Annotated in this window: 19 protein-coding genes; 4 read left to right on the top strand and 15 right to left on the bottom strand. The window is 70.4% G+C overall.

Translation table 11 applies throughout. From position 1 onward, the window contains the following. The first annotated feature begins 365 nt into the window (after positions 1–365). A complete protein-coding gene (locus AC5LSR_RS00125; protein ID WP_250280493.1) occupies positions 366–1,214 on the top strand; it encodes a DUF4394 domain-containing protein in 849 nt (282 codons plus the stop codon). A gap of 302 nt (positions 1,215–1,516) precedes the next feature. Here the strand turns inward: AC5LSR_RS00125 and AC5LSR_RS00120 are convergent, their stop codons facing one another. The 8 genes from AC5LSR_RS00120 to AC5LSR_RS00085 form a co-directional block, all read right to left on the bottom strand. Further along, positions 1,517–1,825 carry a DUF1876 domain-containing protein gene (locus AC5LSR_RS00120; protein WP_250280490.1) on the bottom strand — a complete coding sequence of 103 codons (309 nt, stop codon included), beginning with the start codon at positions 1,823–1,825 and terminating at the stop codon, positions 1,517–1,519. A 257-nt stretch (positions 1,826–2,082) separates the two neighbouring features. Further along, positions 2,083–4,575, bottom strand: a complete 2,493-nt coding sequence (locus AC5LSR_RS00115; RefSeq protein ID WP_250280488.1) for a heavy metal translocating P-type ATPase — start codon at positions 4,573–4,575, stop codon at positions 2,083–2,085. 163 nt (positions 4,576–4,738) lie between these two features. Then, a complete protein-coding gene (locus tag AC5LSR_RS00110) occupies positions 4,739–4,975 on the bottom strand; it encodes a heavy-metal-associated domain-containing protein (protein WP_250280485.1) in 237 nt (78 codons plus the stop codon). 193 nt (positions 4,976–5,168) lie between these two features. Beyond that, on the bottom strand, positions 5,169–5,459 hold the full coding sequence (locus AC5LSR_RS00105; protein WP_250280484.1) for a metal-sensitive transcriptional regulator: 291 nt from the start codon (positions 5,457–5,459) through the stop codon (positions 5,169–5,171). 156 nt (positions 5,460–5,615) lie between these two features. Then, positions 5,616–7,040 carry an ATP-binding protein gene (locus tag AC5LSR_RS00100; RefSeq protein WP_250280481.1) on the bottom strand — a complete coding sequence of 475 codons (1,425 nt, stop codon included), beginning with the start codon at positions 7,038–7,040 and terminating at the stop codon, positions 5,616–5,618. A gap of 267 nt (positions 7,041–7,307) precedes the next feature. Continuing rightward, entirely contained in the window at positions 7,308–8,954 is a 1,647-nt protein-coding gene (locus tag AC5LSR_RS00095; RefSeq protein ID WP_493464317.1) for an MFS transporter, read from the bottom strand. A 202-nt stretch (positions 8,955–9,156) separates the two neighbouring features. Beyond that, a complete protein-coding gene (locus AC5LSR_RS00090; protein WP_250280478.1) occupies positions 9,157–10,023 on the bottom strand; it encodes a hypothetical protein in 867 nt (288 codons plus the stop codon). 514 nt (positions 10,024–10,537) lie between these two features. Beyond that, on the bottom strand, positions 10,538–11,110 hold the full coding sequence (locus AC5LSR_RS00085; RefSeq protein ID WP_250280476.1) for an NADPH-dependent FMN reductase: 573 nt from the start codon (positions 11,108–11,110) through the stop codon (positions 10,538–10,540). 122 nt (positions 11,111–11,232) lie between these two features. Between AC5LSR_RS00085 and soxR the strand changes: the two genes are divergently transcribed. The 3 genes from soxR (at position 11,233) to AC5LSR_RS00070 (ending at position 14,525) form a co-directional block, all read left to right on the top strand. Next, positions 11,233–11,688, top strand: a complete 456-nt coding sequence (gene soxR / locus AC5LSR_RS00080; protein WP_250280474.1) for a redox-sensitive transcriptional activator SoxR — start codon at positions 11,233–11,235, stop codon at positions 11,686–11,688. 195 nt (positions 11,689–11,883) lie between these two features. Continuing rightward, positions 11,884–13,269: a M20/M25/M40 family metallo-hydrolase gene (locus AC5LSR_RS00075; RefSeq protein WP_250280472.1), complete on the top strand. Its 1,386-nt coding sequence runs from the start codon at positions 11,884–11,886 to the stop codon at positions 13,267–13,269. A gap of 656 nt (positions 13,270–13,925) precedes the next feature. Continuing rightward, positions 13,926–14,525 carry an LppP/LprE family lipoprotein gene (locus AC5LSR_RS00070; RefSeq protein WP_250291317.1) on the top strand — a complete coding sequence of 200 codons (600 nt, stop codon included), beginning with the start codon at positions 13,926–13,928 and terminating at the stop codon, positions 14,523–14,525. A gap of 155 nt (positions 14,526–14,680) precedes the next feature. Here the strand turns inward: AC5LSR_RS00070 and AC5LSR_RS00065 are convergent, their stop codons facing one another. The 7 genes from AC5LSR_RS00065 to AC5LSR_RS00035 form a co-directional block, all read right to left on the bottom strand. After that, on the bottom strand, positions 14,681–16,630 hold the full coding sequence (locus AC5LSR_RS00065) for an ABC transporter ATP-binding protein (RefSeq protein ID WP_493468039.1): 1,950 nt from the start codon (positions 16,628–16,630) through the stop codon (positions 14,681–14,683). Then, entirely contained in the window at positions 16,627–17,013 is a 387-nt protein-coding gene (locus tag AC5LSR_RS00060; RefSeq protein ID WP_445548594.1) for a lasso peptide biosynthesis B2 protein, read from the bottom strand. Before AC5LSR_RS00060 ends, AC5LSR_RS00065 begins: the two co-directional genes overlap by 4 nt. 142 nt (positions 17,014–17,155) lie before the next feature. Next, the gene (locus tag AC5LSR_RS00055; protein ID WP_250280464.1) at positions 17,156–17,440 is read right to left on the bottom strand and encodes a lasso peptide biosynthesis PqqD family chaperone; all 285 of its coding nucleotides are present in this window, start codon (positions 17,438–17,440) and stop codon (positions 17,156–17,158) included. Positions 17,441–17,653: 213 nt separating this feature from the next. Then, entirely contained in the window at positions 17,654–17,803 is a 150-nt protein-coding gene (locus AC5LSR_RS00050) for a lasso RiPP family leader peptide-containing protein (RefSeq protein WP_250280462.1), read from the bottom strand. A gap of 201 nt (positions 17,804–18,004) precedes the next feature. After that, on the bottom strand, positions 18,005–18,736 hold the full coding sequence (locus AC5LSR_RS00045; RefSeq protein ID WP_250280457.1) for an AfsR/SARP family transcriptional regulator: 732 nt from the start codon (positions 18,734–18,736) through the stop codon (positions 18,005–18,007). Positions 18,737–19,052: 316 nt separating this feature from the next. Continuing rightward, the gene (locus tag AC5LSR_RS00040) at positions 19,053–22,445 is read right to left on the bottom strand and encodes a pyruvate carboxylase (protein ID WP_250291323.1); all 3,393 of its coding nucleotides are present in this window, start codon (positions 22,443–22,445) and stop codon (positions 19,053–19,055) included. 439 nt (positions 22,446–22,884) lie between these two features. Then, positions 22,885–23,571 carry a response regulator gene (locus tag AC5LSR_RS00035; protein ID WP_445548383.1) on the bottom strand — a complete coding sequence of 229 codons (687 nt, stop codon included), beginning with the start codon at positions 23,569–23,571 and terminating at the stop codon, positions 22,885–22,887. Positions 23,572–23,679: the final 108 nt, after the last annotated feature.

Below are 23,679 nucleotides of genomic sequence, written 5' to 3'. Positions count from 1 at the left end.
TGTCGTGCGGTGCGTCCCGGCCGGGCGGCAGGGCCAGCGTCGAGCCACGGCCGGTGTAGCCGTCGCTGCCGTCTGGAACGGCGTGGCCGCTGTGCCGTCGTGTGTCGCTGTGTCGCTGTGTCGCTGTGTCGCTGTGTGGTCGTGTGCCGCTGTGCCTGTTGCCCCGCTCCGGGCGAAGTCGCCGTTTGTAGCGTCCTTGTTGGCAGATAGTTGACTTGTGGTTGCTCTACGTGTCTACTTCATGTCGTGGCCAGTCAGCTACGGAAAGTCGTCGTCTGGCCATCTCGTCGCTGTTGAGGCGACGTGTCCCGCAGCGCCGCGCCGGTACGCGAGCTGCCGGTGCATGAGCTAGCCAAGGAGCAACTGTGCGTAGAAAGCTGAAAGCGGCCTTCGCCACCGCCGTGTTGGCAGGCACCCTGGGGACCGTGCCGCTGCTGGCCGGGCAGGCCACCGCCGCCAGCCCGGCCGGGACGGACGGCAGGACGCCCAACCTGCAGGCGGTCGGCCTGACCAGCGATGGCGGCAGGCTGGTCCCGTTCTCCACCCGGTCCCCGCAGCGCGCGGGGGCGGGGGTGCCCGTCACCGGGCTCATCGGCCAGGACACCTCGCTCATCGGGATCGACTACCGGCCCCAGGACGGGCTGCTCTACGGCGTGGGCAACGGTGGCGGCGTCTACACGCTGAACACCACCACCGGAGTGGCCACCGGAGTGTCCCACCTGGGTGGCCCGCCGTCCGGTTTCACCTCCTTCGGCGTCGACTTCGACCCTGTCGACGGCCTGCTGCGCGTCGTCAGTGACTCGGGGCTGAACCTGCACCACGATGTCGTCACCCATGTGACGACCACGGACACCCCGTTGTCCGCCCTCGGTGCCACCGCCGTCGCCTACACCAACAACGACAGCGACCCGGCGACCGGCACCACGCTGTTCACCATCGACACCAACCTCAACCAGCTGGCGATCCAGGCGCCGCCGAACAGTGGCACCCTCACCACGGTCGGCGCACTCGGCGTGGACCCGGCTCTCAACGCCGGTCTCGACATCTACAGCACGGTCTCCGGGGGCACCTCCGTCGACGCCGCCGGGTTCGCGGCGCTGTCGGTCGCCGGTCAGTACGGCCTCTACTCGGTCAACCTGCTCACCGGGCACGTCAGCCTGATCGGGCAGTTCCCGGCCGGGACCGCGGTCTCCGACCTGGCCGTGAAGCCGTAACGACAGTCCTCGTTCACGGCTCTTCCCCGTTCGCGGCCCGTTCGCGGCCCCCGGTCGATCACGGACCGGGGGCCGCGTCGTCTCCCCGCCCAGCGGCCCCGTCCCAGCGCCCGGTCATGAGAACGAGTAGGCATACGGCTGCCGGAGCGGCCGGCTGTCCCTCGTTCCCGTGATCTGATGCGTTGAACTACTGCCGCATCGCTGTGGTCAACGCTGTTGACGGCATTGCCGCAACGATTTGATCTTCAGGGCGGCCTCGCGGCCGGACGGGGATTGACCGCGGGGCCGCGGCTCGGCCGCCGTCAGGGGCGGATGCCCTGGTGGTGCTGCGGCATGCGCAGGCGGGCCGTCTGGTGGGTGACCGCCTCGATGTCGCCGGCCGCGGCGTCGAGCAGCTGATACGCCAGCTCGGACAGTGCGCGGGAGACCGCGACCTCGTCGCCGATTTCGGGAATCTCGGTGTCGGCGGGATGCCGCCGCGCGTGCCCGACACCCCGCAGCCCGCGTCCGGCGTCCGCACGCGGCCCCGTGTGCAGGGCCGCCTCCGCGCGGGTGTGGCCGTCGTCCTCGATCAGGAACACGTCGACCGTCCATCGCTTGGTACGGGTCATGACCGGTCGCCACCTTTCTCAACAGATCTCGCCTCGGCGGATCCTGCGGAGAGCTCGTCAGCGGGCCCCGGGCCACCAGCGGTACACAGCGGACATCACCGTGTCGCCTGGTTGGTCCTTCGGACCGTGTCGCCTGGTTGGTCCGTCCGGCTCGGCTTCTCCCAGCCTGACACGGCTCGACAGCTGCCGCGAACGGCCTTCCACGTCAGATTGTGATCATTTCTTCACGCTGGCGGTGTCTCGGTGGTATCACCGCCTCACGCGGGCGAGGCGGCGTCGCGGCCGGTGGGGCGGAAGCGGCGCAGCCGCAGCGAGCTGGAGACGACGAACACGGAGCTCAGCACCATGGCCGCGCCGGCGATCATGGGGTTGAGCAGGCCGGCGGCGGCCAGTGGAAGGGCGACGACGTTGTAGGCGAAGGCCCAGAACAGGTTGCCCTTGATGGTGGCCAGGGTGCGCCGGGACAGCCGGACGGCGTCCACGGCCGCGCCGAGATCCCCGCGGACGAGGGTGATGTCGGCTGCCTCGATCGCGGCGTCCGTCCCGGTCCCCACGGCCAGGCCCAGATCGGCGCGGGCGAGCGCGGCGGCGTCGTTGACCCCGTCCCCGATCATCGCGACGACCCGGCCCCGCGCCTGCAGCCGGGCGACGACGTCGACCTTGTCCGTGGGCAGTGCCTCGGCGATCACCTCGTCGATGCCGGCCTGCGCGGCAACCGCGTGGGCGGCCCGGGCGTTGTCGCCGGTGAGCAGGACCGGTGCCAGGCCGAGGCCGCGCAGCCGGCGGACCGCGTCCGCGCTGCCGGGCCGGAGCGTGTCGGCGACGACGAGCACCGCGCGGGCGGCACCGTCCCAGCCGGCGAACACCGGCGTGCGGCCGTCCCGTTCGGCGGCCCGGGCCGCCTGTTCGAGATCGTCGGGGATGCGCATCGACCACTCGTCGAGCAGGCGACGACGACCAGTGACGATCTTCTGGCCGTCCACCGTCCCCCGCACGCCGAACCCGTCGATGCTGGTGAAGTCCTCGACGTCCGGCAGCTCGCCGAGCCGTTCCCGCGCGCCGTGGGCGATCGCCCGCGCGATCGGGTGCCCGCTGGCCGCCTCGACCGCGCCAACCAGCCGCAGCACCTCGTCGACGCCGGCGCCCGCGCCGCCGGTACCACCGCCGGTGCCACTGCCGGTGCCACTGCCGGTGCCGGTGCCGGTGGCGTCGGATGTGACGACCGTCAGCAGGCTCATCCGCCCGGTGGTCAGTGTCCCGGTCTTGTCCAGGACGACGGTGTCCACCCGCCGGGTCGATTCCAGCACCTCCGGCCCTTTGATCAGGATGCCGAGCTGGGCGCCACGGCCGCTGCCGACGAGCAGTGCGGTGGGGGTCGCCAGGCCGAGCGCGCACGGGCAGGCGACGATCAGCACGGCCACCGCGGCCGTGAACGCCGCCGTCGGCCCCTCGCCGAGCGCGAGCCACACCGCGAGGGTGACGGCCGCGAGGCCGATCACGACCGGGACGAACACGGCCGACACCCGGTCGGCGAGCCGCTGGACCGCGGCCTTCCCGCTCTGCGCCTCGACGACCAGTTTCGCGATCCGCGCGAGCTGGGTGTCCGCGCCCACCCGCGTCGCCCGGACCACCAGCCGGCCGTCGGTGTTCACGGTGGCGCCGGTGACCGCGTCACCCACGCCGGCCTCGACCGGCACCGACTCACCGGTGAGCATGCTCGCGTCCACCGCGCAACGGCCCTGCTCCACGACCCCGTCGGTGGCGATCTTCTCGCCTGGGCGCACCACGAAGCGGTCGCCCACGGCCAGCTGCTCCACGCCGATCCGCCGCTCCTGACCGTCGCGCAGGACCGTCACGTCCCTGGCGCCGAGCTCGAGCAGTGCCCGCAGCGCGGCGCCGGCCCGCCGCTTGGCGCGTGCCTCGAAGGAGCGGCCGGTGAGGATGAGCGTCGTCACCACGGCGGCGACCTCGAGGTAGACGCTGTCCGCGCCGCCGCCCCGGTCGGCGGCTGACGCGGCGGGCATGACCATGCCAGTCATGCCCTGCGTCCCCACGTGACCGAAGAACAGGGCGTACAGCGACCAGCCGAACGCCGCGAGCGTGCCGATGGAGACCAGTGTGTCCATGGTCGCCGCGCCGTGGCGCAGGTTCGCCCACGCCGCCCGGTGGAACGGCAGGCCGCCCCACAGCACGACCGGGGCCGCCAGCGCCAGCGACAGCCACTGCCAGTTGTCGAACTGCAACGCCGGCACCATGGCGAGCAGCAGCACCGGCAGGCTCAGCACACCGGAGACGATCAGTCGTAGCCGCCGCGGGCCGACGCGCCTCCCCCGCTCCGTCGCGGGGTCCGCCGCCGCGGCGGCCCGGCCCGCTTCCGCGCCTCCTTCTCCTTCCTGTTCCTGGCCCGCGGCCCGCCGCGCCTCGTCCGGCCGGACGGTTCGCGGCGGACGGCCCGGCCCGCCGCCCCCGGCCGGAGGCGCCGGGAGGAGGCGCATCGCCTGTGCCGCCCGTGGTGGCTGGGCGCGGTAGCCGATCCGCTGTACCTCGGTGACCAGGTCGGCCGGGGTGAGCCGGTCCGGGTAGACGACGTGCGCGCGCTCGGTGGCGTAGTTGACGGTGGCGGTCACACCCTCGAGCCGGTTGAGCCGCTTCTCGATGCGCGCCGCGCAGGACGCGCAGGTCATCCCGCTGATCGACAGATCGATCTCGTGGACGCCCGAGGGCGGCACGGCATCCGCGGTCACGCTCATCGCGCTCGTTCCTCCGTTCCCGCTCGGCCGGCGCGCCCTGCCGAGGTGCCTCGGTGCTGTGGCGTGCCCGCCTCGATGCTGCCGGCCGATGCCGCTGGTTCTCGCCGGCTGGTTCTCGCCGGCCGGCTTCTTCCTGGCCGGCCGGCCCTGCCGCCGATCGGCTCTACTGGCGGCTGGCGCTGGCGCTGGCGTTGGGGCTGGCGAGTTCGTAGCCGGCATCGTCCACGGCGGCCCGGACAGTGGTCTCCGCCAGCGGCTGTTCGCTGATCACCGTTACCGCGCCGCTGTCCAGGTCCACCCGGACGTCGCTGACGCCCGGGATCCGGCCGATCTCGGTACTCACCGCGCCGACACAGTGCGAGCAGTTCATGCCGACAACGGTGTAGGTGGTCGTGGTCACAGTTGGTCCTTCCGGAAGGCATGATCGACTGCGGGGTGCGCCTGGCGTCGTCGGTGGTGCACAGCCACGTCCCTTCCGTGGCCCGTGCCGCCTTTCGCCGTCCACGCCCGGGGTTTGCCGGACGCGGGGACGAGCGCCGGGCGCGGTGGAAGCGTGATCATGTCGTTGGGTGTCGTCGTGTTGTTGTGGGCGCTCAGGAGCGGAGCAGGCGGGCGATCGCGTCCGAGGCCTCCCGTACCTTCTGGTCGGCCTCCTCGCCGCCGGCTGCCGCCGCCTGCACGAGGCAGTGCGCCATGTGCGCGTCGAGCAGACCGAGCGCGACCGAGCGTAGCGCTTTCGTCGCCGCCGAGACCTGCGTCAGGATGTCGATGCAGTACTCCTCCTGCTCGACCATCCGTTGCAGGCCGCGGATCTGGCCCTCGATGCGCCGCAGCCGCTTGAGGTAGTCGTCCTTGTCCCCGATGTAGCCGTGGCCCGCGCTCATCCGCACCTCCACCCACTCATACCCTCCAGGGGTATCTACAGCGGTAGCGACTCTATACCCATAGGGGGTATCGGTAAAGGCGTGGCGGCCGTGTCGCGCCGAGGACAAGATAGTCAACGATGTTGACGGCATCCCGCCGGTTTTTTACTCCGTGTATCAGGGACGCCACGCCGCGAGCAGATCCTCGGGGCCGAGAGTGAGAATCCCGTCCATCGTCGTCGCGGCGCGGGTCACCGCGAGCAGCGGGGTCGAGTCGTCGGCGCCGGGCAGCCGGGAGCGATGGGCGACGAGCTGGGCCAGATCGTGCGGGTCGAACGCGCGGTTGTTCAGCCACTTGATGGAGCCGACCAGGGTGACGCGCCTGGCGACCGGTGCCCGGTCCGCGCCGACGATGTCGATCTCGGGGTTGTTGGTCCGGGTCCAGTAGCCGCCGATGACGTTCGTCCCGTCCGGCAGCGGCCCGGGAGGCAGACGCCGCAGCGACTCCCTGATAACCGGCTCGATCGCGCGGCCGCGCCAGGTGCTCCAGGACGACGCGATCCTGGCACGGACCAGGTCGCCACGACCACGTTCGATCTCGGCGAGATTGGGGCCGAGAAAGGTCAGCCAGAATCGCAGATACGGGTCGGCGACCACATACCGGGTTTCTCGGGATGGCTGGGTCGACAGCGGGACCATGGCCTCGACCAGGCGTTTCGTGGTCAGCAACCGAAGCGCCCGGCTCAGCGAGCCGGCCGGGATCCCACCCGCGGCCCGTCCGATCAGTGAATAGGTCCGTTCGCCGGAGCCGATCGCGCCGAGAATGTCGCGGGCCTGCGCCTCGACCGGGAATTCGGCGGCGAGCGCCCGCTCGGCACTCACCAGCAGCGCCGAGGTCGGATCCGCGAGAGCCTCGCTCAGATAGCCGTCGACCGGGACGCCGGCCGGCCACTCGTCCAGGATCAGCGGCAGCCCGCCGGTGATCAGATAGGCGTCGAAGGCGTCGGCGGGCGGGAGACCGAGCATGTCGGCGACATCGGCCGGGTTGAGCGGCGGGATCACCATCTCGGTGGCGCGCTGGTGGAACGGCCGGCCGTAGCTGTTCAGCGCCTCCATCATCGCCAGGTCCGAGCCGATGCACAGCAGCAGCACCGGCCGGTGGGACAGTTCGCGGTCGAACAGCTTCTGCAGCGTGCCTTCAAAACCCGCGTCATTAGTGATCAAATATGGCATTTCGTCAAGAATCACGACGCATACCCGGTCCGTCGGGAGCGCGTCGGCGAGCAGGTGCAGTGCCGCGTCCCAGGACCGGGGCTGTTGATCGTGAAAGGTGTCCGCGCGCGGCAGGGTGGAGCCGCGGACCGCTTCGGTGAACAGCCGCAGATCCGTCGCGGTGTCGGGCTGGGCGGAGGCGGTGAAGAACACGTACGGGACCCCCGCGCGCGCGACGAACTCCTCGGCAAGCCGTGACTTCCCGACGCGGCGTCGTCCCCGCATCAGAACCGCCCGGCCCGGACGACCGGCCCGCCCCCCGGATTCGACCCGTTGCAGTATCCGGCCCAGCGCCGCGAGCTCTCGATCACGCCCGATGAACCCGGTCACACACATCCCCTCGGTAGACGCTCATCCAAGATACGCTCATGAATGAGAGCATCTTGGATGAGCGCGAGGCGTATGGCAGCCCGCCACCCGGCCGCTGCGTCCGCCGCCGCCGCGGTGCCCTCGGCGAACATGCGCAGTCCCCGCGGCTATCGATCCCGGTCGGATGGCCGGGCGCGCCCCTTGATAGTCAACGCCGTTGACGGCACCGGCCCGCGATTTGATCTTCTGGTTCCGATGGTCACAACATTAGGATCATCAATATTCAGATCATGATGCCGGACGGGTGGGGCGCATCAGGACGAGGACGAGGACGCCGGCGAGCAGGCCGGCCGCGGCGGCCACCGCGAACGCCCCCTGGACACCGGTCACCGCCGAGGCGTGCACGGCGGTGTCGAGGGCGTGCCGGGTGCTCGGCGGGGCCGTGTGCAGCAGCGACGCCGTCTGGCCGCCGGCGACCGCGCGGGCCGTGCGGGCCGCGTCCTCGACGCCGCGCCCGGACAGGCTGCGCTGCGCGCGGGCGGCGAACACGCTGCCCAGGACGGCGATACCGAAGGCGAAACCGAGCTGCCGCGCGGTGTTGACCGCGCCGGCGGCCATGCCACCGCGCCGCACGGGCACGAGCGCCATCGAGACCGAGCCGAGCGCGGGCGTCACGATCCCCACCCCGATGCCGATCACCACGAAACCGGGTATGAGCGCCGGCCAGCTCGCCGAGCCGTGGACGAGCCCGGCGGCGAGCGCGTCGCCGAGGCCGACGACCAGCAGGCCGCCGCCGAGGATCCGGTCGGGCCGTACGCCGTGCAGGAGGCGGCCGGTCGACGCCGAGACCATGAACGCCATGACCGACAGCGGCACACCGGTCAGCCCGGCCTCGATGGGGCTGAGACCGACCACGGACTGCAGCCAGATCGAGGTGTAGGCGAACGCGGAGAAGGCGGCGAACGTCAGCAGGACGCCCGTGACGAGCACCCCGACGAACGCGCGGTCACGCAGCAGCGCGAGGTCCAGCATGGCGTGCGGCGACCGCGACTCGATGCCGGCGAAGAGGGCGAGCAGCACCGCCGCCAGCGCGAGCAGCCACCAGGTGAGCGCGTTGGACCAGCCCTCCTCGCTCGCACGGATGATCGCGTACGTCGTGCCCGCCGCCGCCGCGGTGAACGTGACCATGCCGGGGACGTCCACCCTGCTGTGGGCGGGCTCGTGCGCGTCTGTGAGCACGAACACGCACAGCACGATGGCGATGACGCTGACCGGCAGGTTGACGAAGAAGATCCACCGCCAGGACACGCCCTCGGTGAGCAGCCCGCCGATGATCGGGCCGATGGCGGCGGACGCGCCCGACACCGCACCCCACAGGCCGTAGGCGCTGCCGCGGTCGCGTCCGGTGTAGGAGCTGTTGAGCAGCGCGAACGTCGTCGCGAACATGGCCGCGGCGCCGACGCCCTGTACGGCGCGTGCCGCGATGAGCGCCGCGGGGCTCGGCGCGATGCCGCACGCGAACGACGACGCCGCGAACACCGCGAGCCCGACGACGTAGGCCCGGCGGTGGCCGACGAGGTCCGCGATGGAGCCGGTGCCGAGGACGAGCGCGGCCAGCGCGAGCGCGTAGGCGTCGACGACCCACTGCAACGCGGCGAACGACGCGTCGAGGTCGACCACCATGCCCGGCAGGGCGACGTTCACGATCGTCACGTCGACCAGCAGCATGAAGGTGCCGAGACAGACCGTCAGCAGCGGCAGCCACTTACGTACCCGTCCCGTCGCGGGCCCGCTCGCGGCCCCGTCCGTCGACCGGATCGCCGGTCCCGTGGGCGGGGGAGGGAGAGGGAGAGAGGGAGAGGATGGCTCCGTGCCGGTGCCATGACTGCGCTGCGTGTCAGCCTCCTGTGTCAGCGGAACAGCTGTGGGCCACACCCGTGCCCGTCGACAGGAGCCGACAGGCGCACCGGCACCGGCATCGGCTGTTCGGCGATCATGACAACCGTCGAACAGCCGATCAGCGGTCCTCGACCGCGGGCGTGGTCCGTACCAGGGGACTCAACCTAGTGGAAGCCGAGCGCCCTGTCGGAACAGGTACCTTGCCGGAAGCCACGGTGTCCTGGGGAGCCGCGGCGCCCTAGAAGTTGCAGTGCCCGCCGCCGCGGCCGAAACCGGGGCGGGCCACGTCGAAGTCCAGCCGGTTGTCCGGGCCGCTGATGCGCGGCAGATCGTAGACGCACTGGTGGCCGGTTGCCGTGTCGTCGACGGTGACCCGCTGCGCCCCGGCGTACATCGCCCCGCTGGTCCAGTCCGTGCCGTTGCTGTAGGTGACCGCGAAGGAGGAGATCGGGTAGTCGGCGGAGGAGCGGGCGTCACCGCCGAAGATGGTGAACTTGATCTCTTTCGCGGCCGGGGCCGCCCCGTTGCGGGTCACGGTGCCGATGATCCGGGTGGTGCCCGGATCCGCGAGAGTCACGAGTTTGATCGTTCCCACGTGGTAGGAGTAGGTCCAGCCGTTCGCCCGGTAGTTGAAATAGTCCACGTAGAAACGGGAGTGGACGTATTCCTGGTCGAGCGCGACGTCCGGGTAGAACTCCAGCGAGAGCCCGGCGGTTCGGGCGCCCCAGTCGGTGCGCAGCGAACCACCATTGACGTAGTCCGGCTGGACGTCGGGCATGAAGTATCCGTGCGGAAAAAGAATACCCTGGCCGGTTGCGAAGCGCGTGTAGGTGGTGTAACTACCGCGTACCTCACAGGCGTTTATGAAGGTGTCGCCGGTGCCGGTCTGCGGATTGTAGTTCTGGCATGGCAGGTACGGCTGCGCGGTCGAGCCGAGGACCAGGTCGACCCCGACCGCGCCCGAGATGGGGACCGCCTGTCCGTTACGGTCGGTGAAACCGCTGAACGGAACGGCGACGCCGAGGCCGCGGGAGGAGTCACGGCCGTACTGGGTGGAGTCCGCGGCCTGGGCCGGTGTGGCCTGAGCGAGCAGGATCACAGCCACCGAGATGACTGTGAGCGTCGTGACGCGGCCCCGGCCACCCGCCACGCCGGGACGAAAGCGAACGCGAACACCGCGAGCCGCCGGAAAACGAGTCCGGCGGATGGGCGACCGGCACGAGTGTGTCATCATCCTCGCCTTGTCTCCAGAGGGTGGGACACAGTGTGCCAGCCGCCGCCGTGGTACGTGCGGAGATGGACGTCGCGGCAGCCCAACGCCTGCAAAATTTACATTTCGGAGCGATGAACGACAGGCTCCGGCGAGCAGCAACGATCATCATGAAGATGAATTCTTATAATGATCCCGATGCGCTCCCGCGCGGTAATTCCGCAGGTCCCGGGATGAGGCGGTGGGAAGGGAGCGGGGGAGTGGGGGAGCCGGCCGGCGGGCGGCTGAGCCGGGGAGATCGACGCCATGGGCGGCAGGCGCTTGGGCCGGCTCCGCCGGCCTGCCCGGCCTGCCCCGCCTGCCGGGTAACGACGGGCGAGGAGGCCGTCCGAGCGGGGCCCGAGCGGGATCAGGTGCCGTAGGGGCGGGCCGTCCGGGCGTCGCGCAGTGCCCGGGCCCACCACACGAGCTGGTCGAGCATGGTCTTGGCCGCGGTGCCCGGGCCGGTGGCGTCCTTCGGCTGGCCGGCGGCGTCGAACCTCTCCCGCACGTTGTGAAAACTGACCGTTTCGCGAATAGTTACCGCATGTAGTTCTGCGAATACCAAGCGAAGCTGTTCCACCGCGCGCAGCCCGCCGGCCAGGCCCCCGTAGGAGACGAGCCCGACCGGCTTGGCCTGCCACTGTGTGTAGTACCAGTCGATGGCGTTCTTCAGGGCGGCGGGATAGGAGTGGTTGTACTCCGGTGTCACCACGACGAACGCGTCGGCCGCGTCCAGCCGCGGGGCCAGCGCCGCCACCTCGGGCGGCGGCTGCCTGGTGAGCACGGCGGGCAGCCGTGCCTCGGCCAGGTCGACGACGTCGAGCGCCAGGTCGTCGCGCTGTTCGGCCTGACCGGTGAACCAGTTCGCCACCACGGGCGCGAACCGGCCCTCCCGCGTACTGCCCACGATCACGGCCAGCCGCAACTGATCTTCTGGCATGGCAGGTCCTCCTCGGTTCCCGGCGGTTTCCAACGGCACCACGACCGACGATCTTGTTGATCTCGTCCTGGACACCAGCCTGAGAGCTCAATAAAGGTTTAAGTCAAGCTACCGTGGTCCGCATGACACAGCCGGTCCGGAAAGTCCGGGAGATCACGGTCGGCGAGCTGGCCGCGCGCAGCGGTGTATCGACCTCGGCGCTGCGTTTCTACGAGTGGCAGGGCCTCATCCGCGCCCGGCGCACCCCCGGCAACCAGCGTCGCTACGGCAGGGACGTCCTGCGCCGGGTCGCCTTCATCCGCGCCTCGCAACGCGTCGGCATACCGCTCGCGACGATCCGGGACGTCCTCGCCGTGCTGCCGGAGGAGCACAGTCCCACCCGGGAGGACTGGGCACGGGCGTCCACCCGCTGGCGTGCGGAGCTCGACGCCCGCATCCGGCGGCTGGAGCAGCTGCGCGACCATCTCACCGACTGCATCGGCTGCGGCTGCCTGTCGATAGACCGCTGCGCGCTGGTCAACCCGTACGACGTCCTCGGCGCGCAGGGCGCGGGCCCGCGCTGCCACCTCGAGCCGTAGCCAGGGCGGGATCCTCTGCTCGCGGCGGGTAAGTCACGTTGTAGTCAACGGTGTTGACGTGTCCTCGTCGATTTTTGATCTCCAAAAAAACCAAAAACCATCTACGACGGACCCGTAATGGCTACGCACTCGCCGCGGTCAGCTCCACAGGGTGCAGATGGGTGCCCGGGCCGGACGGGCTGGCAGACTGGTCTGATGGCGAGCAATCTCCCCGCGTCCGACGACATCCCCCCGGCCCGGCCACAGACCGCGGGCTCGGCAGCCGCAGGCCCAGCGCCGGTGAGCGCGGCCGCGCAGGACGAAGCCGTCGAGATCTGTCGTGACCTGCTGCGTATCGACTCGGTGAACCGGGGCAACGGCGACGGTAACGAGCGGGCCGCCGCCGAATACGTGGCGGCCAAGCTCGCCGAGGTCGGCCTTCAGACCACCATCCTGGAGTCCGAGCCCGGCCGTACCAGCGTCATCGCCCGGGTCGAGGGCGCCGATCCGCACCGTCCGCCGCTGCTCATCCACGGCCATCTCGACGTGGTGCCCGCGGACCCGGCGGACTGGCGGGTCCACCCGTTCAGCGGCGAGATCGTCGACGGCAGCCTGTGGGGGCGCGGCGCGGTCGACATGAAGGACATGGACGCGATGACGCTCGCGGTCGTCCGTGACCTGCTGCGTTCCGGCCGGCGGCCACCACGCGACCTTGTTCTTGCCTTTGTCGCGGACGAGGAGGCCGGCGGCCGGCTCGGGGCCCGCTGGCTGGTCGACAACCACCCGCACCTGTTCGCCGACTGCACCGAGGCGATCAGCGAGGTGGGCGGTTTCTCCTACACGGTCTCCGACGACCTGCGCCTCTACCTCATCGAGACGGCCCAGAAGGGCATCGCCTGGATGAAGCTCACCGTCGCCGGCCGGGCCGGGCACGGCTCGATGGTCAGCGACGACAACGCGGTCACGGCACTGTGCGAGGCGGTCGTGCGGCTCGGCCGGCACCGCTTCCCGATCGTGCTGACCCCGACCGTCCGGACGTTCCTGGACTCCATCGGCGACGCCCTCGGTATCGAGATCGACGCCGACGACCTGGAGACCACGATCGCCAAGCTCGGCCCGATCGCCCGGATGATCGGGGCGACCATCCGCAACACCGCGAACCCGACACAGCTCGACGCGGGGGAGAAGGTCAACGTCATTCCGGGGGAGGCCACCGCGCACGTGGACGGCCGTTTCCTGCCCGGCCAGGAGGAGGAGTTCCTCCGCCAGCTCGACGAGCTGATCGGCCCGGCCGTCCGGCGTGACTGGGTCGTGTTCGACCAGGCGCTGGAGACCGGTTTCGACGGTCCGCTCGTGGACGCGATGGCGGGCGCGCTGAAGGCCGAGGATCCGGCTGCCCGCCCGGTCCCCTACATGCTTTCCGGGGGCACCGACGCCAAGTCGTTCTCCCGGCTCGGTATCCGCTGCTTCGGTTTCTCGCCCCTGCTGCTGCCGCCGGACCTGGACTTCGCCGGCATGTTCCACGGTGTGGACGAGCGGGTGCCGGTCGAGTCGCTGCGGTTCGGCGTCCGCGTCCTCGACCGTTTCCTGGCCGCCTCGTAGCGCCGCGCGCGCTCCGGCCCCGCAGCGCGCCTACGCGCGGCGTCTCCTGGGCGCTTACATGCGGTGCCACCTCCGTGGTATCGCGCTCGTGGCATCGCGCGCGGACCGGTCTGGCCCGGGCGACCGGGCCGGTCTCGGGGTGGCCGGGCCGGTCTCTCATGGCCGGGACGGCCATGTCCGGCAGAAGACAGCGGAAACGCGCATGTGCCGCGTGTGGCTCACCAGCAGGGCGGACAGTCCAGATAACATGTGACGCGCCCGGGTGCCGTACCGTACCGGTTTGTTTCCTTTTCCGCCCCGGCTGTCCGCATCGTTGTAGGTGTCCGTATTCTTTCGTCCGTGCTCCGGTGGTTTTTGTGTTCCGATGGCTGTTCTTCCGACACCTGGTCGTGATACCAGGCATTCGTTTTACCTTTTCGTCGATTTATTGGCTGTCCCGGCTGGGCCGGCCAGAGACAGCCGGCCGGAGGCAGCGGAAGACGAATGGCCGAGTAGACGGGTGTGAAACGGGTATCCCCGCCAGCGGGTGCCCGGGTCACGGCGGGGAGCCGGCCCTGACACGCGGGCAGCGGGCAGGACAGGGAACGGACAGGACCGGGGAACGGGCAGGACAGAGCGTGGGCAAGGCAGAGAGCGGGCAGGGGAGAGGGGACGTCATGGCCTTTCGTCGTTGTCTTGTGGCCACCCTGGTGGCCGTCACGGTCGCGCTGACCGGGTGGGGTGACGGGCGTGTTCTCGCCGCGTCGGCGCCACAGCCGCAGCCACTCGGGCCGGGGACGTCCCTGTCCGTCGAGCCCGTGTCCGCACCGGTCTCCCAGGCCGCTTCCGGGGCTGACGGAACCGAGACGGCCGCCGTGGCGGTCGTCCGGGAGCACGGCTACACCCCCACCGGGACGGCCGGCTACCGCCCGGACAACGACCTCAGCGTGATTGTCGGACGGTGGACCGCCGCCGTGGACGGCCATCCCCAGCAGGCGTTCCTCTTCCACCGCGGCCGTCTGGTCGGCACCGGCACCCAGTTGCCGAGCGCGGCCGTCGAATGGCTGTGGTCCACCGGCGACGTCGTCGCGCTGTCCTACCAGCTTTACCGGCCCGATGACCCGCTGTGCTGCTCCACCGGGGGCGCGGCGACGGTGCGTTACCAGTGGAACGGTACGACGGCTGTTCCCCTCGATCCTGTCCCGTCCGCCGACTGGTCGGCCTCGGTAAGCCGACGGGGAGCGAGCGTCACGGGCTCGACGAGCACCGCGAGCTGACGGCCGGCACGGGCCAGCCCTTCTTCCGGGGCCGCGGGCGATGCGGTCAGGCGTACCCGCGGCTGCCGGAGCCGACGGCCACCGGCCCGCGGGATCCTTCCGCCGCATCCTCTTCCAGCCCGTTCACCGACGCTCTGCCCATCGCTCCATTCCATCTATATGGGATGCCCGGCCGGGGCCCGCGTGTCGGCGTCCAGCCGGCTGGATGCGAGCTCCCGGTAGAGCGGGCTCACCCGCATCAGCTCCTCGTGGCGGCCGGTGGCCGTCACCTTTCCCTCGTCGAGCACGATGATCCGGTCGGCCGCGCGAACCGTGGAGATCCGGTGCGCGATGACCAGAAGCGCGCTGGTGGCTGAAATCTCACGCATCGCACGGGTAAGTGCCCTCTCGTTGAGGGAGTCCATCTGAGAGGTTGGCTCGTCCATGAGCAGCACGGCGGGCCGGGCCAGCAAGGCTCGGGCGATGGCGACCCGTTGACGTTCCCCGCCGGACAGCTGGACGCCGTGGTCACCGACCTCGGCGTCCAGCTTGTTGGGCATCCGCGCGACCAGTTCGGCGAGGCCCGCCGTGCCGACCACCCAGCGCAGCTCGTCCTCGGTTGCGTCGGGCACGGCATAGGCGATGTTGTCACGGAGCGTCCCGTGCAACACCGGGGTCTGCTGTTCGACCAGGTTCACCCAGGTGCGGGACGCGGAGCGGTCGATCGCACCCACTTCCCGGCCGCCGAACAGGATCTTCCCGCGGTCCGGCTCGTAGAAGCGCTCGATGAGCTGGAGAACGGTGGACTTTCCAGCACCTGACCGGCCGACCAGCGCGATGTGGCCGCGAGACGGCACTGTGAACGAAACGTCCCGCAGCACCGGTTCGTCGGTGTATCCGAACCATACGTCGCGGAACTCGATCGACGGGGTGTCACCCCGCTGTCCGGCAGCCCGGCCGTTGCCCGATGCGCTGTTGGCCCGGACCTGAAGCCCGCCGGCAGCCTGAACCGGGCCCTGCTTTCCGGGCCTTCCGGGCCTTCCGGGCCTTCCGGCACTGTTCTCGTCCTGGCCGGCGCTGTCCGGCTCGCGGGGGAGCGTGAAGACCTCGTTGACGCGCTGTAGCCCTCCCATTCCGCGTTGAAGCGTCCCCGCCTCCTCGAACAGCTCGGACAGCGGCATGACGAGGTAGGTGGCGTAGAGCAGGAAGGCGATGAGATCACCCAGCGACGTCGAGCCCTTTGCGACGAGCACCCCACCGATCAACAACACCACCAGAACCGAGCCCTGGACGGCCAACTGCATGGAGGGGGCGACGACCGACTCCAACTTGGCCATCCGCACCCCGGCACGGTAGGCGTCCCGGGCGTGGCCGCCGATGCGCTCGCTCTCGCGCTTTTCGGCGCGGCTGGCTCGAACGGTGCGGATCGCGGCGAGCGCCCGCTCGAGGTCCGCGGTCATGCTTCCGACGCTGGCCTGGCCGCGTTCCGAGGCAATGCGGATGCGCACCAGCACGCCCAGAACCATCGCCCCGGCCAGCGAGACCACGAGCAGCACGAACAGGAACAGCAACGCGTCCAACCAGATCATCATCGCGACCGCGCCGATGACACCAACCGCGCTCGTGAGGAGCGCGGAGAAGCTGTAGGCCACTGCCTCGCGGACGAGCATGGTGTCGCTGTTGGCCCGGGAGATCAGGTCGCCCATGCGCTGCTTGTCATACACCCCGACCCGCAGCCGCAGAAGGTGATCGACCAGCCGGATCCGCAGGCCGAGCAGAATTACCTGACCGGTGCGTTCCAGCAGGTAGTTCCCGAGGGTGTCGGCCAACGCCTGGCCGACGAACAGCACGAACAGCAGTGCGACGAGCGAGCCGGGAACGCCGCCGGCCTGCGCGGCGTCGATCACGTTCTTCACCAGCAGCGGCTGCGCGACCCCGAGGACGGTCCCGAGTACCGTCAGCGCGGTGGCGATGCCTATCGGCCGGCCGTGCCCGCGAAGCAGGCGCCACAACCCACCGACTCGCAGCGCGTCACGGTTCCGCTGCTTGCTGTCCCGATCCGGCGTCGTCGGCGTTGGCGGCGGCTCGACCGCGGTCTCCTCACTCGTTTCGCCGATGGCACTCATGACACCGTGGCGCCTGACACCGTGGCACCTTCCGGAGGTACAGCGATAAGCGGCCGGAAGTAGCCGGCCAGCTCGTGCTCACCCACCATCACCCCGTCCGCCTCCACCCAGGCGTGTGCGGCGAACGGGCCGACCCTGCGCACGCCGACGTACCAGGTGGGCCAGACCCCCGAAGCCCGGCAGACCAGGGCGGTGGCAACGGAACGGGGAACGCAGCCCCGCGCACCCCGGCACACCATGCTCACCGCGGTGACGGCATCCCGTGCGGCCAACGCCTGCTGATACCCGGCCGGCGTGGCGCCTCGGCGCAACCAGGTCAGGACGGAGCGGATCCGGCCGGGTGGCTGGGTGGCGAGCAGCCGGGCGGTTGCGACCGCGGCCATCGCTAGCGGCCGTCGCCGTAGAGGGAGTTTTCCTCCTCGGCGCTCCAACGACATCGGCATGCTCATCGCGGTGCCACCTCCTCTGCCTCCTCTGCGGCTCCGTCGACGCGCGCCCGATGGATCCGCCAGAGCGCGTCATTGGTCAGGAAGCGGTGTCCGGTCGGGAAGCGGTGCCGGTTGCGACAAGCCCGGCCGTGTGGAGCCCGTCCAGCAGGCTCTGTACATCCCGGTCCGCGGTGGCCGCGTCCACGTCGTAACTTCTGACCACCGAATCGGCGGCCTCGGCGGCGCTACCACCGTCGAGCAGCACCCGCAATACGAGTGTCCCGGTCGGGTTGAGCATCCAGTACTGACCGCTGCGCTCATCCAGGAGCGCGGTCCCGTAGTCGGTTTCCGTATGGACGATGTTCTCCCGTAGCGTCAGCATTTTTTCTCCGGCGGCTGTCCGGGTGCCACACCATTCCCTGTCGAAATTCCCTGTCGAACCGTCCCTCCCAATGGTGGGTATGACTGAATAAGGCGGGTGGTGACACCCGGCCCGGGCCGTCGCCACCCGCCGTCTCCAACTTCCGCACTGTGTTGGCCAGGAGCGGACGACCGCCGTTTCCCTGCCCGTTCTTGAACGGCGGTGATGGCGCCCCTAGTAGCGGAACCTGCGGAACCCGCGGAACCTGCGGTACCCGTGGTACCCGCCGTAGTAGTTACGCCGGTGGTAGCCGTAGTAGCCTTCGGTCACCGTGGAGAAGGCACCGATTCGTTGAAGAGCCGGTGGCTGGTACGGAGCCTTCATCGAAATTCCCCCTCGGAGTTTGTGATGTTGAACGGGCGGCCCGGCCGCTCACCGGCCGCACCGATCTCTATCCGGGCCGGCCTGCTGTCCGCGCTGGACAACCGGCCACCTTCCACCTTGCAGGCGACAGGTTCAGCCTTGGTTCAGTCCCCGTACATCCGTTGGTGGCGCGGCGTCTACCGCGTCCTTCCTCCCCGGCCGTCAGTCCTGGCCCACGTCGAGGTCGCCGCCCAGTACCTGCTGATGAAGCCGGCGCAGGTCCGCACCTGGCTCTATGCCGAGCTCGTTGGTCAGCAACCGGTACACGGCCTGGTAGGCGGACAGGGCTTCGGCGCGACGACCCGACCTGTGCAGCGCGAGCAGGAGCTGGCCCCACAGGCGCTCCCGCAGGGGATATTCAATGGTGAGCGCGCGCAACGTGGGCAGGACGACGTCATAATGACCATGGGAAAGGTGTACGTCGATCAAGTCCTCCAGGACCGCCCAGTGCTGCTCCTCCATGCGTGCCGCCTCGGCCAGGGTGGTGTCCTCCGGCAATTCATCGAAAGGCTGGCCACGCCATAGCCCCAGCGCTTCCTGAAAGTACTCGAGGGCGCTCTCGTCGGCTCCGCCGTGCAATGCTTCCCGGCCACGATATGCCATCTTCTCGAAGACCGACACATCAAGTTCTCCGGGTGCCAAGTTGATGCGGTACGCGCCTGACCGGCTTTCGATTCTGCTGTGCTCGGCATGGTTGGGTGGCAGGGCCCGGCGCAACTGGGACACGTAGGTCTTGATGTTTCCGAACGATGATCTCGGCGGCTCGTCCTCCCATAGAACGGCACAGATCCGGTTGATGCTCACCCAGGTCCCGGCATTGAGGAGCAGCAGTGAGAGCAGCACGCGCGGCTTGTGCTGGTGAATATCGATCAGTGTGCCGTCAGACCCGTACACCTCCAATGGCCCGAGTACGCGGAACCGTATTCTCCCGTCCCGGGCCCCGCGTACCTCCATATTTGTCTGACTGGCGTACGACTCCATTCCTCGGGTACTCCCGTGCCTGGCTACGGCCGGCTCGACAAAGAAAAATCACCGGATGAACTACATGCTCCCGCACCAAACACACAGTCCTTCCCCCGGCCAGCGGCCCCTGTTCTCGGGATCGCTGACCGGGGCGCTGCGCGCATGCGGAGCGTGCTATGGGTACAGTCACGTGCTAGCGGTACCCTGCCCGGAGTCGTACCAATCAGGGCGATCTTGAAGAAGCTGCTCAGCCGGGGACCGGCGCGGGGGCCACCACGAGCAGGAGGTCACCGACCTCGACGGAGACGCCGGAGGAGCGGACCAGTTCGGTGACGGTCCCGGCGTGCGGACTGGTGACGGCGGCCTCCATCTTCATGGCCTCGATGGTGGCCAGCCGGTCACCTTTGCGGACCTGGTCACCGACGGCAACCGTGTAGGTGACCAGCCCGGGCAGCCCCGCGGGAATCTGCGCCGGGTCGCCGGGATCGGCGCGCCGGGCCGCCCTGGACACCGTCGCGATCGAGGCGTCCCGCACCGACACCGGCCGTGGCTGGCCGTTGACCCGCAGGTACAGGGTGCGCATGCCCGCGTCGTCGGGCTCGCCGACGTCGTTGAGCTCGACGATGACCTCCACACCGGGCTCCACGGTGATGGTCACCGGCCGGCCCGGGGTGAGGCCGTAGAAGAACTCCTCGGTGGGGACCGTGGCGGCGTTGCCGTAGGCCGCCACGGCGGCGGTGTAGTCGTTCCACGGCCCCGGGAACAGCAGCCGGGACAGCGTCTCGCGCCGGCCCGCTCCGGCCACCCGCAGGGTGGCCGCGTCCTGCGGCTCCAGGCCGGTCACGGGCGCGGCCGGCTGCCGCCCGGCGAGCGCGCGCTCGCGGAAGGGCTCGGCGAAGCCGGCCGGTGGCGTGCCGAGCTCGCCGGCGAGGTAGCCCAGCACGCTGGCCGGCAGGTCGTAGCGTTCGGGATGCTCACGCAGCACGGCGACGTCGATGTCACCGCCGGCGATGAACAGCGCCAGGTCCCCGACGACCTTGCTGGTAGGCGTGACCTTGATGGGTTTGCCGAGCAGGTCGTTGGCCAGGGCGTAGCACTCCTGCACCTGGGACCATTTGGTGCCCAGCCCGAGGGCGATCGCCTGCTGGCGCAGGTTCGTCAGCTGCCCGCCGGGGATCTCATGCCGGTAGACCGCACCCGTCGGCGCCCGCAGCCCGGCCTCGAACGGCGCGTAGAGGTCACGGACCGCCTCCCAGTACGGCTCCATCGCCGACAGCGCGGCCAGGCTGATCCCGGTCGCCCGCGGGGTGTGGTCGGTGGCGGCGACGAGCGCGGACAGGTTCGGCTGGCTGGTGCCGCCCGACAGCGGCGCGGACGCGGCGTCGACGGCGTCCGCGCCGGCCTCGGCCGCCGCGATCAGGGTGGCCAGCTGGCCACCGGCGGTGTCGTGGGTGTGGACGTGCACGGGGGTGTCGAAGTTCTCCCGCAGCGCCGCCACCAGGACGCGCGCGGCGGCCGGCCGCAGCAGCCCGGCCATGTCCTTGATCGCTAGGACGTGCGCGCCGGCGGCCACGAGCTGTTCGGCCAGGCGCAGGTAGTAGTCGAGGGTGTAGATCCGCTCCGCGGGGTCCACCAGGTCGCCGGTGTAACACAGGGTGCCCTCGGCGACCGCGCCGGCCTCGACGACCGCGTCGATCGCCGGCCGCATCTGCTCGATGTCGTTCAGCGCGTCGAACACCCGGAAGATGTCGACGCCGGTCGCCGCCGCCTCGGCGACGAACGCCTGGACCACGTCGTCCGGGTAGGGGGTGTAGCCGACGGCGTTGCGGCCGCGCAGCAGCATCTGCAGGCAGACGTTGGGGACCCGTTCGCGGATGGCGGCGAGGCGCTCCCACGGGTCCTCCGCGAGGAAGCGCAGCGCCACGTCGTAGGTGGCCCCGCCCCAGCACTCCAGGCTCAGCAGGCCGGGCAGGAGCCGGGAGTAGGCGGGGGCGATCGCGAGAATGTCGGTGGTGCGCAGCCTGGTCGCCAACAGCGACTGGTGGGCGTCACGCAGAGTGGTGTCGGTGACCGCGAGCCGGGTCTCGGCCCGCAGCCGCTCCGCCCACTGGCGCGGGCCGGCCTCGACGAGCAGCTGCCGGGAGCCGGCCGGCGCCGCCCTGGCCGGGATGGCCGGCAGCAGGCCCACCGGGTCGATCAGCGTGGCGGCCGGCCGCCGGTGGCCGTTGACGCTGCTGGCGGCCAGCCGGTCGAGCAGCCGGCTGGTGCGGTCGGTGCCGCCGTCGCCGAGGAACAGCCCCGGCCGTTCGTCCAGGAACGACGTGGTCACCCGGCCGGCGAGGAAGTCCTCCTCGGCCAGCAGCCGCTGCAGGAACTTCACGTTCGTGCGCACGCCACGGACCCGGAACTCCGCCAGCGCCCGGCGGGCCCGCGCGGTGGCCTGCCCCAGGTCGGCCCCGCGGGCGGTCACCTTGACCAGCAGTGAGTCGAAGTACGGGGTGATCTCCACGCCCTGGTAGATCGCCCCGTCCAGCCGGACGCCCGAGCCGCCCGGGGACTCGTACCTGGTGATCTTCCCGGTGTCCGGGCGGAAGCCGTCCGCCGGGTCCTCGGTGGTCACCCGGCACTGCACCGCGGCCCCGCGGATGTTGATCGACTCCTGGGACAGGCCCAGGTCGGCCAGGGTGGCGCCGCCGGCGATCCGTAGCTGCGCTGCGACCAGGTCGACGCCGGTGACCTCCTCGGTGACGGTGTGCTCGACCTGGATCCGAGGGTTCATCTCCATGAAGGTGTGCGACCCGTCGGCGGCGACGAGGAACTCCACCGTGCCGGCGTTGACGTAGCCGACGTGCCGGGCGAACGCCAGCGCGTCCGCGCACAGCCGGTCCCGCACGGCGGTGTCGAGCAGGGGAGCGGGCGCGACCTCGACGACCTTCTGGTGGCGCCGCTGCACCGAGCAGTCCCGCTCGTAGAGGTGGACGATCTCGCCGGTGGCGTCACCGAGGACCTGCACCTCGATGTGCCGGGGCCGGTCGAGGGCCTGTTCGAGGAAGATCGTGCCGTCCCCGAAGGCCGCCGCCGCCTCCCGGATCGCGCTCGTCACCGCGTCTTCAAGATCTTCTGGACGGTTCACCCGGCGCAGCCCGCGGCCACCGCCGCCCGCCGACGCCTTCACGAACAGTGGGAAGCCCACGGCCTCGGCGACGGCCAGCGCGGCGGCCGGCTCGGTCACCGGCGCCGAGGCCCGCAGCACCGGCAGGCCCGCGGCCACCGCGGCCTCGCGGGCGGCGACCTTGTCCCCGGTCAGCCGCAGCACCGATGGCGGGGGGCCGACGAAGGTGACCCCGGCCAGCTCGCACGCGTGCGCCAGCGCCTCGCTCTCGGACAGGAAGCCGTATCCCGGGTGCAGGGCGTCCGCCCCGACCCTTTTCGCCACCGCCAGCAGGGCGTCGATGTCCAGGTAGCCGCGGACGGGGTGGCCGGGCTTGCCGATCTCGTAGGACTCGTCGGCCTTTGTCCGGTGCTGCGAGCCCACGTCCTCGGGCGTGTAGACGGCAACCGTGCGCAGGCCCAGCTCGTGCCCGGCACGGAAGACGCGGATGGCTATCTCACTGCGATTCGCGACCAGGACCTTATTGATCAAGGTGTCACCCTCCACGACGCGGACCAGGTCGACTCCGGAGCGGCCGTCGACTCGGCGAATTGTCGCAGCATTTTTATCCATGTGCTTCTGTTGATGTATCCGGCCGGCTGCGCGACGGCGCCACGGCACGCCGTCCGACGGTAGGCGGCCTCGGCCGCCAGCAACACCCCGGCGGCGGACGGCCTCAGGAGCCAGTGGCCTCGGCGGGTGGTATCGGCGGGCAGCCTCAGCGGCAGCCCCGGTGGGCACCGGCAGCCGGGTGGGCGTGCCTGCCGCGGCGGCATTACGCGGCCTGGCACGGCTCGACTGGTAGCTACCGAGAGTAATTATATGCTCGTTGGCCGGTGGGCACCGGCGCGCGACGATCCTCCGCGGGCAGGCCCTCGTCGGCGGACGAGCCGCTGCCGGTGGGCTCTCGTCAGCGGACGAGCCGCTGTCAGTGGGCGAGCTTGGTGGCGAAGACGGCGGCCTGGGTCCGGCTTTCCAGCCCGAGTTTGGCCAGCAGGCTGGAGACGTAGTTCTTCACGGTCTTCTCCGCCAGGAACAGGCGGTTGGCGATCTGCCGGTTGGTCAGGCCCTCGGCGATGAGCGCGAGGATGCGGCGTTCCTGCTCGGTCAGGGTGGCGAGCCGCTCGTCGTGGACGGGCTCCTGCTCCGCGCGGCGCAGCGCCCGGGGGGTCACCGCGGGGTCGAGCAGGGAGCGGCCCGCCGCGACCCGCCGCACGGCGTCCACCAGCGCGGTACCGCGGGCCCGCTTGAGGACGTACCCGGCGGCACCCGCCATGATCGCGGTGAACAGGGCCTCCTCGTCGTCGAACGAGGTCAGGATCAGGCAGGCGACGGCAGGGTTGCGGGAGCGGACCTGCCGGCACACCTCGATGCCACTGCCGTCCGGCAGACGCGCGTCCAGCACCGCGACATCGGGCCGGGCGGCGAGGATCGCCCGGTCCGTCCCGTCGGCGTGATCGGCCTCGCCGACCACCTCGATGTCGGGCTCCTCAGAAAGAAGATCACGCAGCCCGCGGCGGACCAGCTCATGATCATCCAGGAGGAAGACCCGGATGGGCGTGGCGCCCACCGTGGCATCGGTGGGCCCGGCCGCGTTCGCAGGTTCTTCTGACACGGTTTTCTCCGCCTGACCGGGTTGTCTGAACCGGACTGCCTGGACTGGGGTGCCTGAAGCGTGCCGCCCGAACTGGGATGTCTGGACTGGGATGTCTGGACTGGGATG

It is taken from the genome of Protofrankia sp. CiP1_Cm_nod4, assembly GCF_982290645.1.
This window is presented reverse-complemented; position numbering and strand designations above follow the sequence as displayed.

Excerpts from the sequence above, each read along its gene's own strand:
- AC5LSR_RS00115 (WP_250280488.1), bottom strand. The coding sequence starts at position 4,575 with ATGAGCGTGACCGCGGATGCCGTGCCGCCCTCGGGCGTCCACGAGATC.
- AC5LSR_RS00065 (WP_493468039.1), bottom strand. The coding sequence starts at position 16,630 with ATGAGTGCCATCGGCGAAACGAGTGAGGAGACCGCGGTCGAGCCGCCG.
- AC5LSR_RS00070 (WP_250291317.1), top strand. The coding sequence starts at position 13,926 with ATGGCCTTTCGTCGTTGTCTTGTGGCCACCCTGGTGGCCGTCACGGTC.
- AC5LSR_RS00120 (WP_250280490.1), bottom strand. The coding sequence starts at position 1,825 with ATGACCCGTACCAAGCGATGGACGGTCGACGTGTTCCTGATCGAGGAC.
- AC5LSR_RS00085 (WP_250280476.1), bottom strand. The coding sequence starts at position 11,110 with ATGCCAGAAGATCAGTTGCGGCTGGCCGTGATCGTGGGCAGTACGCGG.
- AC5LSR_RS00055 (WP_250280464.1), bottom strand. The coding sequence starts at position 17,440 with ATGCTGACGCTACGGGAGAACATCGTCCATACGGAAACCGACTACGGG.
- AC5LSR_RS00060 (WP_445548594.1), bottom strand. The coding sequence starts at position 17,013 with ATGGCCGCGGTCGCAACCGCCCGGCTGCTCGCCACCCAGCCACCCGGC.
- AC5LSR_RS00105 (WP_250280484.1), bottom strand. The coding sequence starts at position 5,459 with ATGAGCGCGGGCCACGGCTACATCGGGGACAAGGACGACTACCTCAAG.
- AC5LSR_RS00050 (WP_250280462.1), bottom strand. The coding sequence starts at position 17,803 with ATGAAGGCTCCGTACCAGCCACCGGCTCTTCAACGAATCGGTGCCTTC.
- AC5LSR_RS00075 (WP_250280472.1), top strand. The coding sequence starts at position 11,884 with ATGGCGAGCAATCTCCCCGCGTCCGACGACATCCCCCCGGCCCGGCCA.
- soxR (WP_250280474.1), top strand. The coding sequence starts at position 11,233 with ATGACACAGCCGGTCCGGAAAGTCCGGGAGATCACGGTCGGCGAGCTG.